A 13,568-nucleotide genomic window follows, 5' to 3' on the forward strand; every position below is an offset into this window, starting at 1 on the left:
CTCAGCGATCTACCTTTTGCGCCGCGGCAGGTACGGTGCCGGGGAGCGTACTTGCTCGTTGCTTAGTCGTGGTCCGCTGATATGTGGCAGATTGGGGTTGCGTTACCTGCTGAGCATTACTTTGCTGATTTGGAGCTATTTGTGACTGAACCGCTGCTGTTCCAATCGTTTGCTGAGCAGGGTTCGCAGTGGTGGCCGACGGATTCTGATAGGTAGTGACAGGTTGTGAAACTTGCACCGGCGTAGTTTGCGTTTCCTGGATCGTGATGGTTTCGGTTTGCCCGGGCTGGCTCGGGTTATACCTTTCAGAAGAGGTAATCGGGTCCTGGCTTGTAGTAACTTTGGGAATTTGCCCCGGCTCTGCAGTTTGGACAGTTGTGTTTACTGCTGACTGTGCAGGCATGTTGTGCTGTGCTGGCACATTGCTCGGCGCAGCCGGAGCGATCTGGCCGGTGGGCCTGGGTTGGTATCCTGAATAAGGGTTGCTCTGCGGCCCCGAGTAGGATTTAGGAACCTGACCGGTCGGAACAGGCCGCCTGATCTGGGCATCGACCCGAGTGGAAAATAAAACGGAGGCAATCGCAACAATGCATACCAGGCTGAAATTTTTCATAATCATGTGATATAGTTTAAGACGAAGTTACCTACTAAAACTATTCCACAAAAAAATTCGGGATAAAACCCAGGGCGGGAACCGGAATGCCTGGCTGCATTTCCCAATTCCGACCCTGGGGAGTTTCATGGCTATTGATCAATATCTATCCCAGAAAGCAGGCGGTTCGATGCCCAATGCGCGTAGATAAACATAGCCCTGCGCCCGGTGGTGAATTTCGTTGTCGATCAGATAAAGGATTGTGGCGTAGTTCTTGTTTTCATACATCCCAAACGCCGCTTCAGTTTCGTAAAAGCGTCCGGCGGGAATCTGCGGCCAAAGAAGATCAATGTATTCGGTTACAAGGTCCCACAAATTGAGTACTTCCGCCTGGGTAGGCGGTGCGGGCGTTGAATGGTTCAGGTCGGGATTGGTGAATGTCCAGTCGCCGAGTGCGAGGCCGCGGATACCTGGCGCGGATAGTCCGATTATTTCCATAGTAAGCTGCGCGAAAGTCCGCATACCGCCAATTGAAAAACCATAAAACTGATCTTCAGGAAATGCTTCAATAACCTTGCGGGTGAGCTTGCGATGTGCCTGCCAATGTTCGAGCAGCGCTTCCGCGGAAATAACGTTCGCAACAGCTTCGATTTCGGTGGTCTGAGTGTTTTTGGTTTCCATGTCAAAGGTCTTTTTTGTTTGAAGTTTGATTACATGACAAAGTAAATACCGCGTTGTGACAGCAGTATGTCAGCAGGATTTTTAACACGGCTTTTTTTAATCTTAAATGGGTCGGGTCTTCAACCTGGTGCTTATGGTTTCCCTCCGTCGTCCTGATATATCCTAACACAGGTGGCGGGAAATTCGCGCAATCAAACGATGCCGGAGGCATTCCGATAATCATTTGAATGCGACCGTTGGGGAATTTGGTTTGTTTTTTGAACAGACAAAATGGGGGTTTCATACGAACGAAACCGATTTTCATGTAAACTTCATAACCATTCAAATTTACCAATCCAGTTCTCACACAACTAAAAGTAAACTGACTTGAAAAAGACGAAAGGAATTCTCAGAAAGCTTTCATGGGTAGCAGCATTCTTTTTCATCCTGGTGAATTTTCTGGCAGGTTTTCATGCTTACAAATTCACCCACTTTATGGAAGATGACCGAGAGAAAACGCAGGCTCCGGAGAAACTATCGCCATTTGTAAAATGGAGTGTGTTGATTTTTGGGATCAGTAATCCACGACCATCCAACAATGCGCTACCAGCCACCAGGTTTGAAACAGTCAGACTTCAAAGCAACAGAAAAATAGAATGCTGGCATATCAAAAAGGATGGCCCTACGAACAAAGGAACAGTTATCATTTTTCACGGATATACAAGTCATAAATCCTCGATGCTTGATATATCAGATGAGTTTCTGAAACTCGGTTACAGCACAATGCTGGTTGATTTCATGGGAAGCGGCGGCTCTGAAGGAAACAGCACAACATTGGGATTCAAAGAAGCACAGGAAGTGAAAACCGCCTACGACTATTTGAGCAATAAAGGGGAAAAGAAGATTTACCTGTTTGGGACTTCGATGGGGGCGGTCGCTATTCTGAAAGCGATAAATGACTACGATTTGCAACCTAAGCGAATCATGCTAGAGTGCCCATTTGGTTCGATGTATGAAACAACTTGCGCAAGATTTCGAATCATGAAAGTGCCCGCTTTTCCAATGGCAGGCCTTTTGGTTTTCTGGGGCGGGGTTCTGAATGGTTTTTGGGCACTAGGCCACAATCCGACAGAATATTCAAAAAAAGTCAGCTGTCCAGTACTCCTGCTGTACGGCGAGCAGGATAAAAACGTAAGCAGACAGGAGATCGACAACATTTACGCAAATTTAGCGGGACAAAAAAGATTGATACTTTACAAGTTTGCAGGGCACGAAAACTATTTGCTGAAGTACAGACGGGAGTGGGAGAGAGACATTAAAAAGTTTATGGATTCGATCTGACGGCACAATTTTTTACGCCTTTTGTCCAAACTAAAAACGAAAACCATGGCTACTACAACCAGCAGCACCAGCAGCACAACCGATCACGAAGAGATCCGTGCCTGGGTAGAAAAAAGAGGAGGTAAGCCTGCTACCGTGAAAGGAACAGGAAAAAAAAGTGACCATACCGGCATTTTACGAATAGATTTTCCGGGATACAGCGGCGATGATTCGCTGGAAGAAATTACCTGGGACGAGTTTTTTAACAAATTCGATGAGAGCGGGCTGCAATTCCTGTATCAGGAGGAGACCAGCGATGGTAAAGAAAGTCGCTTTAATAAATTCGTTTCGAAGTAGTGGAAAAATCCCCCTCTTCCCGGGGGATTTTGTTTATAACTGTCTTAGTTTCCCTCTTCAACTTCCCACAAACTATCCGTGAAGTAGGCCTTACAATCCAGGAAATGCTCTATGACCGTGAAACCGTTTTTCTCCGCCGTATTGTCTATTTCCTGTAAAGTATATTTTTTGGATAGTTCAGTCCAGATAAGTTCGTTTCGTTCAAAAGAATAGACCTGGCCGGTTTGCCCGACGAATACTTTCTGGGGCACCAGACTGATCAGATAGCTGCGTACTTCGCCGTTTATAGGATTATAATGCGAGTAAAAATCAAATTGGCTCGTTTTGAAATTCCCGCCAAGCTCCCGGTTGATACGGTGTAACAAATTGATGTTGAATGCCTTGGTAATACCTTTTGGGTCGTCGTATGCACATCTGATGGTCGCCGGGTTTTTTTGCAGGTCAAAACCGGTAAGTAGCTTGTCTCCAGGTTTCATACTGTTCCTGAAATCGCCCAGAAGCTGGTCTGCTTCCTTCGGTTCATAATTACCGATGTTCCCGCCCAAAAAAAGATATAACGCAGGTACCGGAGATTCGGAAAGTTCTTCCATCATCGTAAAGTAATTCCCGATCATGGGCTTGATTTCAAGGCCGGGCAGATGCTGCAACATGCCTGTCTGTAGCTCTTCTATGGCCTTTTTGGAAATATCGATGGGCACATAGGTAAATTCAGCCCCCTTTTCGAGGAGCTTCTTAAGCAACTGCCGCGTCTTAATCCCGTCGCCGGCTCCGAATTCTACGATGTTAAATGGCTGATTGAACCCCAGCTTTTCGATAATCTGATAGCCCTGTAAAGAAAGGATTTCAAATTCGCATGCGGTAGGGTAATACTCAGGCATTTTCATGATGTCCTGAAAAATGACACTGCCCACATCATCGTAGAAATATTTAGAAGAAATATTTTTCACCGGTGCGCTGAGGCCTTTGTGAATATCCTTTGCAAATGTATTGTCTGACATACGCTAATTTGAAGATCAATTACTTAACCAACCTGATACCTGTAAATTGCCAGCGTTCATGTGCATGGAAAAAATTACGATAGGTCCTCCGGCTATGCCCGGGAGAGGTTCCAACCGACGCTCCGCGCAGCACCATTTGGTTGATCATAAACTTGCCGTTGTATTCTCCCACAGCGCCAGGCGCTTTTGCAAAACCGGGGTAAGGCAGGTATGCGCTGTTGGTCCATTCCCAGCGTTTACCCCAATCGAGATGAACCGACGCGATTTCCCACTCAAATTCGGTGGGCAGCCGCATTTGTTTCCATTGCGCAAAAGCGGAGGCTTCGAAAAAGCTGATATGGCTTAATATGGCCTTTGGGTTCACCTTTTGTAGTCCATCCAGGGTGTAATAATACCATTCGCCATTTACTTTGTGCCAGTACATCGGAGATTTGACGGCGTGCTCGTTTACCCACGACCAGCCTTCGTCCAGCCAGAGATTGAAATCCTGGTAACCGCCATTTTCCATGAATTCAAGGTATTCTTCATTGGTAACCAATGCTTTGCTGATTTCGAAGTCGTGCAGGTATACCTTGTGCCTGCCCAGTTCATTATCAAAGCAAAAACCCTCGCCTGCAAAACCGATGTCGTAAACGCCTCCGGGAATTTTTAAAGACCCAAGCTCCGCGTTCACAGAATCGACCAGGTTATGGCCGGCTTTGTATACGGGAAACAATGGGTTGTGGCCGAGTATGTATTTGATATCCGTGACCAATAATTCCTGGTGCTGCTGTTCGTGGTGCAAGCCGAGCTGCACGAGCGACAATGCCTGCCCGTCGTTGAGCGACGCCAGCAGCCCGTCCATGCAACGATCCACATGTTGCCGGTAAGCATACACAGCTTTTGTTGTCGGCCGTGTAACATTTCCCCTGTCGGTCCGTAGCGTTCGCTCACCCACATTGTTGTAATAGCTATTGAACAGGTAACTGAAATCCGGGTCGTAAACCTGATAGCCCGGCAGGAAATTTTTGAGTATAAACGTCTCAAAAAACCAGGTCGAATGCGCCAGATGCCACTTTGGAGGACTTACAAAAGCAACGGGCTGGGGGACGTAATCTTCCGTTTCGAGGGGTTCGCAAATGAACTCGGTATATTTTCTAACACTGTTATATGCTTCCCTAATGCTGGTGGTTTTCATTAGATGAATAGGTTGTTAAATCAGAAATGGTTTTAATGTTCAAGGATTGTGCCTGCTCTTTTCGCATCATCAGGGCATAGGCGTTGTTGAAGCCGATGGGTTTAAGCCAACGCAGCTTATATTGCTCCAAAAACGCTTGTCTAACGTAGTTAAAAACCTTGTCCCGGTCACCGGAAAGCCGCTCCGTTGTTTGCTTTGAAGGTTTGAGCAATACCAGGAGCCCGGTGCCGGTGTACTCCGGATACATATCGATTTCATTGTTGGTGAGTGCGTCAAAACAAATCTTAGTTCCCCCCAGCCCGGTCTGGCTTACCGTTTTCAATTGTGTGTTGCCTTCGATCAGCTCTTTGTACATCTGGATCAGAACATATTGTTCTGCGAAAATCTTCGATCCAAGACGTACGACCCCTTTGTTTCCGTTCATCGGTTTCTTATAAAGACCTTTGGAAACCAGAAAATCATGCGCCACTTTTTCCGGGGCTTGTTTGAGGTAGTCGACCCGGTAATTAAGTTCGGTCATGACCGAATCGTTGATCGTTCCCGAGAGCAGTTCTAGCACAGGTTGCAGCTCCGGGTACTTGTCGAGCACATCCTGCCGAACGACGGGAGACGCATAATAGGGAGGAAAAATAAGCCGGTCGTCGTCGAGCGTGACGAGGTTGTACGCTTTGAGCCGTCCGTCTGTACTATAACCGCTGATCACGTCGATTTTTTCCTCGAATGCCGCTTTGTACATGACCGCATCGCTGATCACCACCGTATTGATAGCGAGCCCATATCTGGATTTGAGGCCTAGGTAACCATCCTCGCGGCCCATAAACTCGGGCGTAAAACCGCCAAGCAGTGTGCTTTTGGAATGAGGGATCACATAAAACGACGACATGACCAGCAGTAATCCGGGTAAAATCACAGCCACCCTTCGCATTCGTTTCAAATTGACCTTCTGAATTTTCGATAGCAAAAAATCAAAGAGAATAGCCAGCAGTGCCGCCGGAATAGCGCCCGCAAGGATCATATTGGTATTATTCAGAGCAATACCCCCGAAAATAAATTCTCCCAGGCCACCCGCCGCAATGTAAGCTGCCAGCGTGGCCACGCCGACATTGATGACGGTAGCGGTGCGGACCCCTGCCAGGATAACCGGCATGGCCAGGGGCAATTCCACGCGAAAAAGTACTTGCCAATTGTTCATACCCATTGCCTTGGCTGATTCCGTTATCGCCGGGTCTACGCCTATAATTCCGGTGTAGGTGTTGCGGATGATCGGTAGCAACGCATACATAAAAAGGGCCGTGATCGCAGGCAGCGAACCGATTCCCAATAACGGGATCATAAAACCCAGCAGCGCAATGCTGGGTATGGTTTGCAAGACGCCCGCGAGCCCGAGGACAAACCAGGCGGCCTTGCGTTTCTGTGCGATCCAGATTCCGAAAGGCAATCCAATGATCACGGCGATCAATAGGGAAATACAGGTCAGTCCAATATGCGCAATCGTCTGGTCCCACAGTTTGTCGGACTGCTGCTCCATAAATTGCCATAAGTTTTGACGGTTCTCCTCCATTAGATTTCCTTCTTTATCCAGTTAAAAGCACTCTGGATTGACTCCTGGGTTGCGGAGCGTATCCTTGTATTTTGCAAGCGGTCGGTAACGGTGATCTCTTGTACATTTTTTTCGGATAACAACTTCATTCCTTCCCATAAACTCTGGCTGCTAGCCAGGTTAAATTTCGAAAGATGCTCTGCTTCCGGCAGGAATTGCCAGATATCGTCGAATTTCAAGGCAGTCAGTTCAAGATACAGGCGCTGATTTTCAAAAAAGGATCTCACAAAATCATTGACAGGGCGAAATAACAATTCTTTGGCACTCCCTGATTGTACAATTCGGCCCTTATCCATTAAACAGATCCTATCGCCCATCTCGAAAGCCTCCTGCACGTCATGCGTGACAAGGATAATGGTTTTCTTTTTTAATTCAGGCAGCTGGTTGAATTCCTTACGGATGCTGGCGCGGGATACCGGGTCCAGGGCGCCAAAAGGTTCGTCCATTAACAGCACGGGTGGGTCCGCGATCAGTGCACGAGCAACAGTTACGCGCTGTTTTTGACCGCCGCTCAGTTCGTCCGGATACTTTTCGCCAAATGTTTTCAGAGGTAGTTTAAGCTGTTCCAGCAGTTTTTCTGAATGCTCTTTGATCCGTAGTTTTTCCCAGCCCAGCAAATGAGGAACAACCGCAATGTTTTCCGAAACAGTAAAATGAGGGAACAACCCGTTATTTTGGGAAACGTAACCGATTGTACGTCTGAGCCGCTCAGGTTTCTCCTGAAAGATGTCCCGTCCGTCGATCGTAATGCTACCCGAGGAAGCTTCGATCAGGCGGTTGATCATCTTTAAAGTTGTTGTTTTTCCGCAACCGCTGGTGCCCAGCAGGACCATCGTCTTTCCTTCTTTTACTTCAAAAGAAACATCATCGACAGCCCGGATATCATGGAAATGTTTACTGATTTTCTCGGCAACGATCATAGTGAGATTTTACTGCTGGAAGTTTGGAAGCCAAGCTGCACGCATGTTTAAATGCTACATAAAATAAGCCGAAATCGATCCATATTTAATAAAAGAACCAGCCATTTATTCTTCCAGCATCATAAAAAGATTGTTCAGGGACTCAGCATAAGTGGGGTGGGCGAAGACGCCGTTTAGGATATGCCTGTATGAAAGACCACCCATCATGGCGACCTGCAATATCGTAACCACCTCGCCGCCCTGCTCAGCGAGGACGGAGGCACCGAGTATTTTGCCTGTTTTCGCGTCAACAACCGCTTTCATCATTCCTCGTAAGTCGCCGGTTTCAATGGACCTGGCGACGCTGTCGTTTTTCAAAACTGCAACTTTGATATCTAATCCCTTTTCACGCGCTTCCTGTTCAGTCATGCCGACCCTGCCGAGCTGAGGATCAATGAACATACAGTAAGGGACGATCCTGTCCTTGATCGAAGCGTTCCTCTTATCGGTTATATTTTCCAGGACCACCCGGTAATCATCATAGGAAATATGGGTAAATGCCGGGCCTCCTTTGACATCGCCCAGGGCGTAAATACCTTTCGCCGAAGTTTCCAGTCTGTCATTTACTTGTATGTAGCCTTTCTCGTCCGTTTTCACGCCAGCGGCACTCAGTCGGAGCGCTGCGGATTGGGGCATTCTTCCTGTCGCCACCAAAACGTGGGAACATGTCAGAAGGCTGGTTATTCCTTTTTGGTCAATGGTTGCCAATACACCTCCCGCATTTTTTTCAAAGGCGATTGCTTTTGTATCGCATTGAATGTCAATTCCTTCTTCCGTGAGGATCTTTGCTATTTCTTCCGCGATATCTTCGTCCTCCTTTTTCAGTATCCTCTCAGAAGGCTCCAGAATGGTCACTTTGCTTCCGAATCTTTTGAACATTTGCCCAAATTCCATCCCGATATATCCGCTGCCCAATACCAGTAAATGCTCAGGGATATCGTCTAGCTCCATGATGGTCGTGCTCGTCAGATAATCAATGTCATCGATTCCGCGAATGTCCGGGATGGATGGTTTCTCGCCTGTATTGATAAAGATCATGTCCGCGCTGAGCAAAGAGGTGCCACCATTTTTCAATGCCACCGTAATTTCTTTTGCCCCGGAAAAATGAGCTTCACCTTCGATGAAATCCAGGTTTTTGGTTTCGGAAATGCCCTTTTCAAGGTTTCCGCGCATCCTCTGAACCACTTCATCTTTTCTTTTAAGAATGGTTTTAAAGTCCACTTCGACTGCTTCCGAAACAACGCCGAGGCTTTTACTGTGTTCGACAAACCAGGCTGCTTTTGCAGAGGCGATCATCGTTTTGGTAGGGGAGCAGCCGTCATTTACGCACGTCCCGCCAAGCCATCTTTTTTCAATCAATGCTGTTCTCAGGCCCGAGCCTGCAAGTTTTTTGGCTAACGGGACTCCTGCCTGGCCGGCACCGATTACAATTGCGTCGTAATGTTCCATAAAATCGTGTTTGATCTGAAAACAATAAAAGCGTGCCTGTGAGGCACGCCCTGAGTTTCGGCAGAGTATCCGCTTACGAGAAGTAAAGCAAAGTATTCCCTTTATCTACGTTGATTTGCCTGACGAGGTTATCCAATCCGTCAAACTTTTGTTCGGGCCTCAGGTAATGTAGCAGTTCCAATTGCAGGTCCTCACCATAAATTTCCTGGTCAAAATCAAACAAGTGCGCCTCGATGGTGCGCGTGGTACCGTCTATGGTCGGACGGACACCAATATTCAGCATTCCTTTGTGCCGGTTGCCGTTATGTAATGCATGGATGATATACACGCCGTTCAATGGGACGAGCTTGTAAGATTCATGTAAGTAAAGATTCGCCGTAGGAAATCCGATCGTCCTGCCTAACTGCTTGCCTTTCACTACCGTTCCGGACAAAGTATAGGGTCTGCCGAGCAGCTCGTTGGCTTCATGGATATGGCCGGTTATAAGCGACTTGCGTATCCTTGACGAACTGATCGCCATATGCTCAATGTCAGCACGAGGGATTTCTTCCACTTCGAAGCCATACTTGGAGCAGTTGTCCTGGAGGAATTCGAAGCTGCCCTGACGGTTTCTGCCAAAGCGGTGGTCGTAACCAATCACCAGTTTCTTTGTTCCGATCTTGTCGACGAGGATCTGTTGAATAAATTCATCAGAAGTTAATTCGGAAAAAGCGCGGGTAAATGGTACAATGGCCAGGTGTTGAATCCCCAGGCTGGCAAACAAGTCTATTTTTTCGTCAATGGTCGACAGCAACTGAAGTGCCTGGCTATCTTCCGAAACAACCGTGCGTGGGTGCGGCCAGAAGGTAAGTACTACTGACTCGCCTCCGGATTGTTCGCTGATTTCAACAAGACGTGAAAGTATTTTTTGATGTCCCAGGTGCACACCGTCAAATGTGCCACTGGTTACGACGCCGTTTTCCAATCTATGAAAGGACTCCAGGCTATGGTATATGTTCATTCGTCTAATTCTAACTGCAATGCTATCCGTTTCTGATGAATGAAATCGGTCAGATTCCATGCATTTTTGAGTTCGAAAGCGCCAATCCTCGTTCTGCACAACGCACTAAGGTAGGCACCGCTCCCGACCAGCTGGCCGAAATCACGAACCATGCTGCGAATATAAGTACCTTTTGAGCAAATGATCCTAAAATCGATGGAGGGAAAGTTAGCGCTATCGATTTCAAAAAGAGAAATCTCTACGCTCCGTTTCTTAATTTCTGCCACTTCACCGCGCCTGGCCTTTTTGTAAAGCCGTTCACCTCCAACACGCACTGCGGAGTAAATCGGTGGAACCTGTTCAATGTTTCCAGTTAACTGCAAACGGGCTTTTTCAAGAATTTCGGGGGTAATGTGTCCTGTGGGATACTCAGCGTCGAAATTGGTTTCGAGGTCAACCGACGGGGTTGTCTTGCCCAACATAAATGTCCCCGTGTATTCTTTTTCCTGAGCCTGGTAGGTGTCAATCTGCTTGGTTTTTTTTCCGGTGCAGAGGATCAGAAGACCGGTAGCCAATGGATCCAGAGTTCCGGCGTGACCGATTTTTTTGAACTTGCAGGCTTTCTTAAGCTTGTTGGCAACGTCGAAAGAAGTCCAGGTCAAAGGCTTGTCAATCAGAATGACTTCACCCTCGTCCGGTATGTTATGATCTTGGTTCAATAGTGAAAATTTTAATAGGCACCGGGACGATCAGACGATGTCCAGCTGATATCCTGATGCAAGCAAACCCAGCAGGATTAGGCCGAGAATGATACGGTAATAGCCGAAAACCTTGAAACCATATTTGGTTAAAAAGCTGATAAAGAATTTGATAGCGAGCATCGCCACTACAAATGCCACCAGGTTACCAATTAGTAATGTCTGGATATCTTCTGCCTTGATGGCATCGTAAGTTTTCAAAAGCTTGTAGCCGCCGGCAGCTGCCATGGTCGGCACGGCAAGAAAAAATGAAAATTCGGCTGCCTGCTTCCGGGATAATCCCTGTAGCATGCCTCCAATGATTGTGGAAGCCGATCTTGAAACACCGGGTATCATAGCAATGCACTGGAAAAAGCCGATTTTAAGCGCAGTCCAATAGGTAATTTCTTTTTCCCGGGTATCGTTCACAATCCTGTCAATGAAAACGAGGATTATACCTCCTACGAGCAGGGATATTGCCACGACTACCACGTTTTCAAGCAGGGCATCGATAAAGTCATTCAATAAAAAACCAATAACCGCAGCAGGAAGAAATGCGACAGCCAGCTTGAAATAGAAATCGGTAGTTTGAAAGAAGCGTCTCCAGTAAAGCACCAGGACAGACAGGATCGCACCGAACTGGATATTAACCGTAAACATTTTCGTGAATTCGAGATGACTGATCCCCATGAATGAGGAAGCAATGATCATATGGCCGGTAGACGAAACGGGCAAAAATTCGGTGATTCCTTCGACGATTGCAAGGATAATAGCCTGCCAGATACTCATGAATTAGCAGGTTTACGTAAGATAGCCCAAAACTCAACGATGAATCCGGAAACTGTGACGACCGGCCCCAGTGTCAGGCCCAGGAACCCAAAACCGAATTCTGCACTGTCAAAACTCATGATCAGGAAACCCGCGAGGATGATTGCGATGCCAATCAACATCATTGTGTAGTTGGATGTAGCGAAAGGGAGTTCTTCTTTTTTGCTGCTCATTACTTTGTATTTTTTGATCTGAACACTTAATGCAATTATCGGATTAATACAGGTCGTCGAGTGCCATGCGCAGATAGCGGGCAAGCGACTGATAGGTACTTGAAATGCCAATCAAAACGCCCAATGAAAGCACTGCCACTAGCAAGAAGACAATTTTATCATATTCTTGCAGTATCGCGAGCCCTTCTATATTGCGAACGGCGAGTTGTTGCAACCCGATCAGCATAACCCCTGCAAGGACACCGCCAACCAGCCCTTGTATCGCCCCGCGCAAGACATAAGGACGCTGAATAAAACCATTAGTGGCGCCTACCAACTGCATGCTCCGGATCAGAAAACGCTGAGAATATATGGCCAGCTTGATGGTGTTGTTAATTAATAACACAATGATAATCAGCATAACAAGTGCAAAGCTCGCCAGGACGATATAAATCTTGGTGACGTTTTGGTTGATTCTGTCTGCTAGATCTTCCTGGTACACTACCTCGTAAACACCCTTGATCTGTTCAATGTCTTTTTTGATTTGTTGCAACTTTGCTTCCTCGAAATAATCCTCCTGGACTTTGACGCGATAGCTGTCCCGGAGCGGATTTTCACCTAAGAAATTAGCAAAGTCCTCTTTCGTGCCCGCAATAAATTCTTTTGCAGCCTCTTCTTTGGATACATATGTGATGGGTTTTGCTTCTGAAGAGCTCAGCACGAATGGTTTTGCCTTGATGATATTCAGAACCGAATCCTGGCCAGCTTTGGTGCTCTGCTTATCCAGAAAAACCCTTACTTCAATGTTCTGGCGAATGATGGATACCAGTTTTTTGGATTGGATTACCAACAGCCCGCAAAAACCAATCAGGAATAGCGCCGCTGTCAGGCTCATGACGATCATTGCATTTGGGTAACTTCCAATCTTCTTTTTTTTAGCCATAACAGCGTATGATTTCGCTTTTGTTAACCGAAGTTTCGGGAGGGTATGCAGCAAAAATAAGGATTAAAAATTCAAAAAAGGGCGAATCTGCCGAATCCTTAACTCTTTTTAACTAAATGCAGAGTAGCTAATTTCTTCTGCCCATTTCATCGCGGATCTTGGCAGCCTTTTCGTAATCTTCTTTTGAGAGGGCGTCGTCCAGCATTCTCTGTAGTTCGTCGAAGGAAAGGTCACGGAGCTGATCCTTGGATCCGGTAGCTTTAACCGTCTCGCGCACAGCTTCATCATCTTCATCCTCTTCTTCAGTCAACGAACTGGAAATGATTCCAGCCTCTGATAATATGGCCTCGTAAGTATAAATAGGTATAGCGAAGCGCAAGCCTATCGCGATTGCATCGGAGGGCCTTGCATCGATCTCCACTTCTCTGAGGCCGTCGGTGCAGACGATTTTAGCGTAGAAGATGCCTTCTTTGAGATCAGAAATGACTATTTCTTTCAATGTATAATTCATCCCATCAGCGAATGACTTGAAGAGATCATGCGTCATCGGCCTGTTGGGTACTATATTTTCGATTTGGACTGCAATTGCCTGGGCTTCGAATACGCCAATAATGATCGGCAGGCGACGGTTTCCCAACTCTTCACCCAGTACCAATGCAAAAGAACCCGCCTGAGATTGGCTAGGCGAAAGCCCCAGAATTTCTAACTTAATTTTTTTCACGTTTAACTAAATGCGCAAGTATGGTTAACAGTTGTGCTGGATATGCTTTGAAATATTGGCAGGGAGAAATTTAAATGTTAATTGTGTATTGATTAT

Annotated in this window: 15 protein-coding genes; 2 read left to right on the forward strand and 13 right to left on the reverse strand. The window is 46.7% G+C overall.

Going from position 1 to position 13,568, the window contains the following annotated elements:
• Position 1 precedes the first annotated feature (1 nt).
• Together AC1XUF_RS03955 and AC1XUF_RS03960 are read right to left on the reverse strand one after the other, a co-directional pair.
• Positions 2-613, reverse strand: coding sequence for a hypothetical protein (locus AC1XUF_RS03955; protein WP_483340359.1), 612 nt, complete (start codon positions 611-613; stop codon positions 2-4).
• A gap of 138 nt (positions 614-751) precedes the next feature.
• A complete protein-coding gene (locus tag AC1XUF_RS03960) occupies positions 752-1,273 on the reverse strand; it encodes a DinB family protein (RefSeq protein ID WP_483340360.1) in 522 nt (173 codons plus the stop codon).
• A gap of 366 nt (positions 1,274-1,639) precedes the next feature.
• Here AC1XUF_RS03960 and AC1XUF_RS03965 point away from each other — a divergent pair, with 366 nt between their 5' ends.
• Together AC1XUF_RS03965 and AC1XUF_RS03970 are read left to right on the forward strand one after the other, a co-directional pair.
• Positions 1,640-2,593, forward strand: coding sequence for an alpha/beta hydrolase (locus tag AC1XUF_RS03965; RefSeq protein ID WP_483340361.1), 954 nt, complete (start codon positions 1,640-1,642; stop codon positions 2,591-2,593).
• Positions 2,594-2,638: 45 nt separating this feature from the next.
• Positions 2,639-2,929, forward strand: coding sequence for a hypothetical protein (locus AC1XUF_RS03970; protein ID WP_483340362.1), 291 nt, complete (start codon positions 2,639-2,641; stop codon positions 2,927-2,929).
• Positions 2,930-2,973: 44 nt separating this feature from the next.
• Here the strand turns inward: AC1XUF_RS03970 and AC1XUF_RS03975 are convergent, their stop codons facing one another.
• From AC1XUF_RS03975 to AC1XUF_RS04025, 11 genes are all read right to left on the reverse strand, one after another.
• Positions 2,974-3,927, reverse strand: coding sequence for an L-histidine N(alpha)-methyltransferase (locus tag AC1XUF_RS03975; RefSeq protein ID WP_483340363.1), 954 nt, complete (start codon positions 3,925-3,927; stop codon positions 2,974-2,976).
• A 19-nt stretch (positions 3,928-3,946) separates the two neighbouring features.
• A complete protein-coding gene (gene egtB / locus AC1XUF_RS03980; protein ID WP_483340364.1) occupies positions 3,947-5,104 on the reverse strand; it encodes an ergothioneine biosynthesis protein EgtB in 1,158 nt (385 codons plus the stop codon).
• Positions 5,085-6,632 carry an ABC transporter permease/substrate-binding protein gene (locus AC1XUF_RS03985; protein ID WP_483340365.1) on the reverse strand — a complete coding sequence of 516 codons (1,548 nt, stop codon included), beginning with the start codon at positions 6,630-6,632 and terminating at the stop codon, positions 5,085-5,087. The genes egtB and AC1XUF_RS03985 overlap by 20 nt, the downstream gene beginning before the upstream one ends.
• 32 nt (positions 6,633-6,664) lie before the next feature.
• Positions 6,665-7,624, reverse strand: coding sequence for an ABC transporter ATP-binding protein (locus AC1XUF_RS03990; RefSeq protein ID WP_483340366.1), 960 nt, complete (start codon positions 7,622-7,624; stop codon positions 6,665-6,667).
• Positions 7,625-7,729: 105 nt separating this feature from the next.
• Positions 7,730-9,112, reverse strand: coding sequence for a mercuric reductase (locus AC1XUF_RS03995; RefSeq protein WP_483340367.1), 1,383 nt, complete (start codon positions 9,110-9,112; stop codon positions 7,730-7,732).
• 73 nt (positions 9,113-9,185) lie between these two features.
• Positions 9,186-10,112: a bifunctional riboflavin kinase/FAD synthetase gene (locus tag AC1XUF_RS04000; protein WP_483340368.1), complete on the reverse strand. Its 927-nt coding sequence runs from the start codon at positions 10,110-10,112 to the stop codon at positions 9,186-9,188.
• Positions 10,109-10,810, reverse strand: coding sequence for a tRNA pseudouridine(55) synthase TruB (gene truB, locus AC1XUF_RS04005; RefSeq protein ID WP_483340369.1), 702 nt, complete (start codon positions 10,808-10,810; stop codon positions 10,109-10,111). The genes AC1XUF_RS04000 and truB overlap by 4 nt, the downstream gene beginning before the upstream one ends.
• 30 nt (positions 10,811-10,840) lie before the next feature.
• A complete protein-coding gene (locus AC1XUF_RS04010) occupies positions 10,841-11,617 on the reverse strand; it encodes an undecaprenyl-diphosphate phosphatase (protein WP_483340370.1) in 777 nt (258 codons plus the stop codon).
• Positions 11,614-11,829, reverse strand: coding sequence for a DUF3098 domain-containing protein (locus AC1XUF_RS04015; RefSeq protein ID WP_483340371.1), 216 nt, complete (start codon positions 11,827-11,829; stop codon positions 11,614-11,616). The genes AC1XUF_RS04010 and AC1XUF_RS04015 overlap by 4 nt, the downstream gene beginning before the upstream one ends.
• A 43-nt stretch (positions 11,830-11,872) precedes the next feature.
• Positions 11,873-12,751: a cell division protein FtsX gene (locus tag AC1XUF_RS04020; RefSeq protein ID WP_483340372.1), complete on the reverse strand. Its 879-nt coding sequence runs from the start codon at positions 12,749-12,751 to the stop codon at positions 11,873-11,875.
• 127 nt (positions 12,752-12,878) lie between these two features.
• Positions 12,879-13,472 carry a bifunctional nuclease family protein gene (locus AC1XUF_RS04025; RefSeq protein ID WP_483340373.1) on the reverse strand — a complete coding sequence of 198 codons (594 nt, stop codon included), beginning with the start codon at positions 13,470-13,472 and terminating at the stop codon, positions 12,879-12,881.
• Between the last annotated feature and the right edge of the window lie 96 nt (positions 13,473-13,568).

The sequence above is a fragment of the Dyadobacter sp. HNCC25DJ185 genome, from assembly GCF_056895195.1.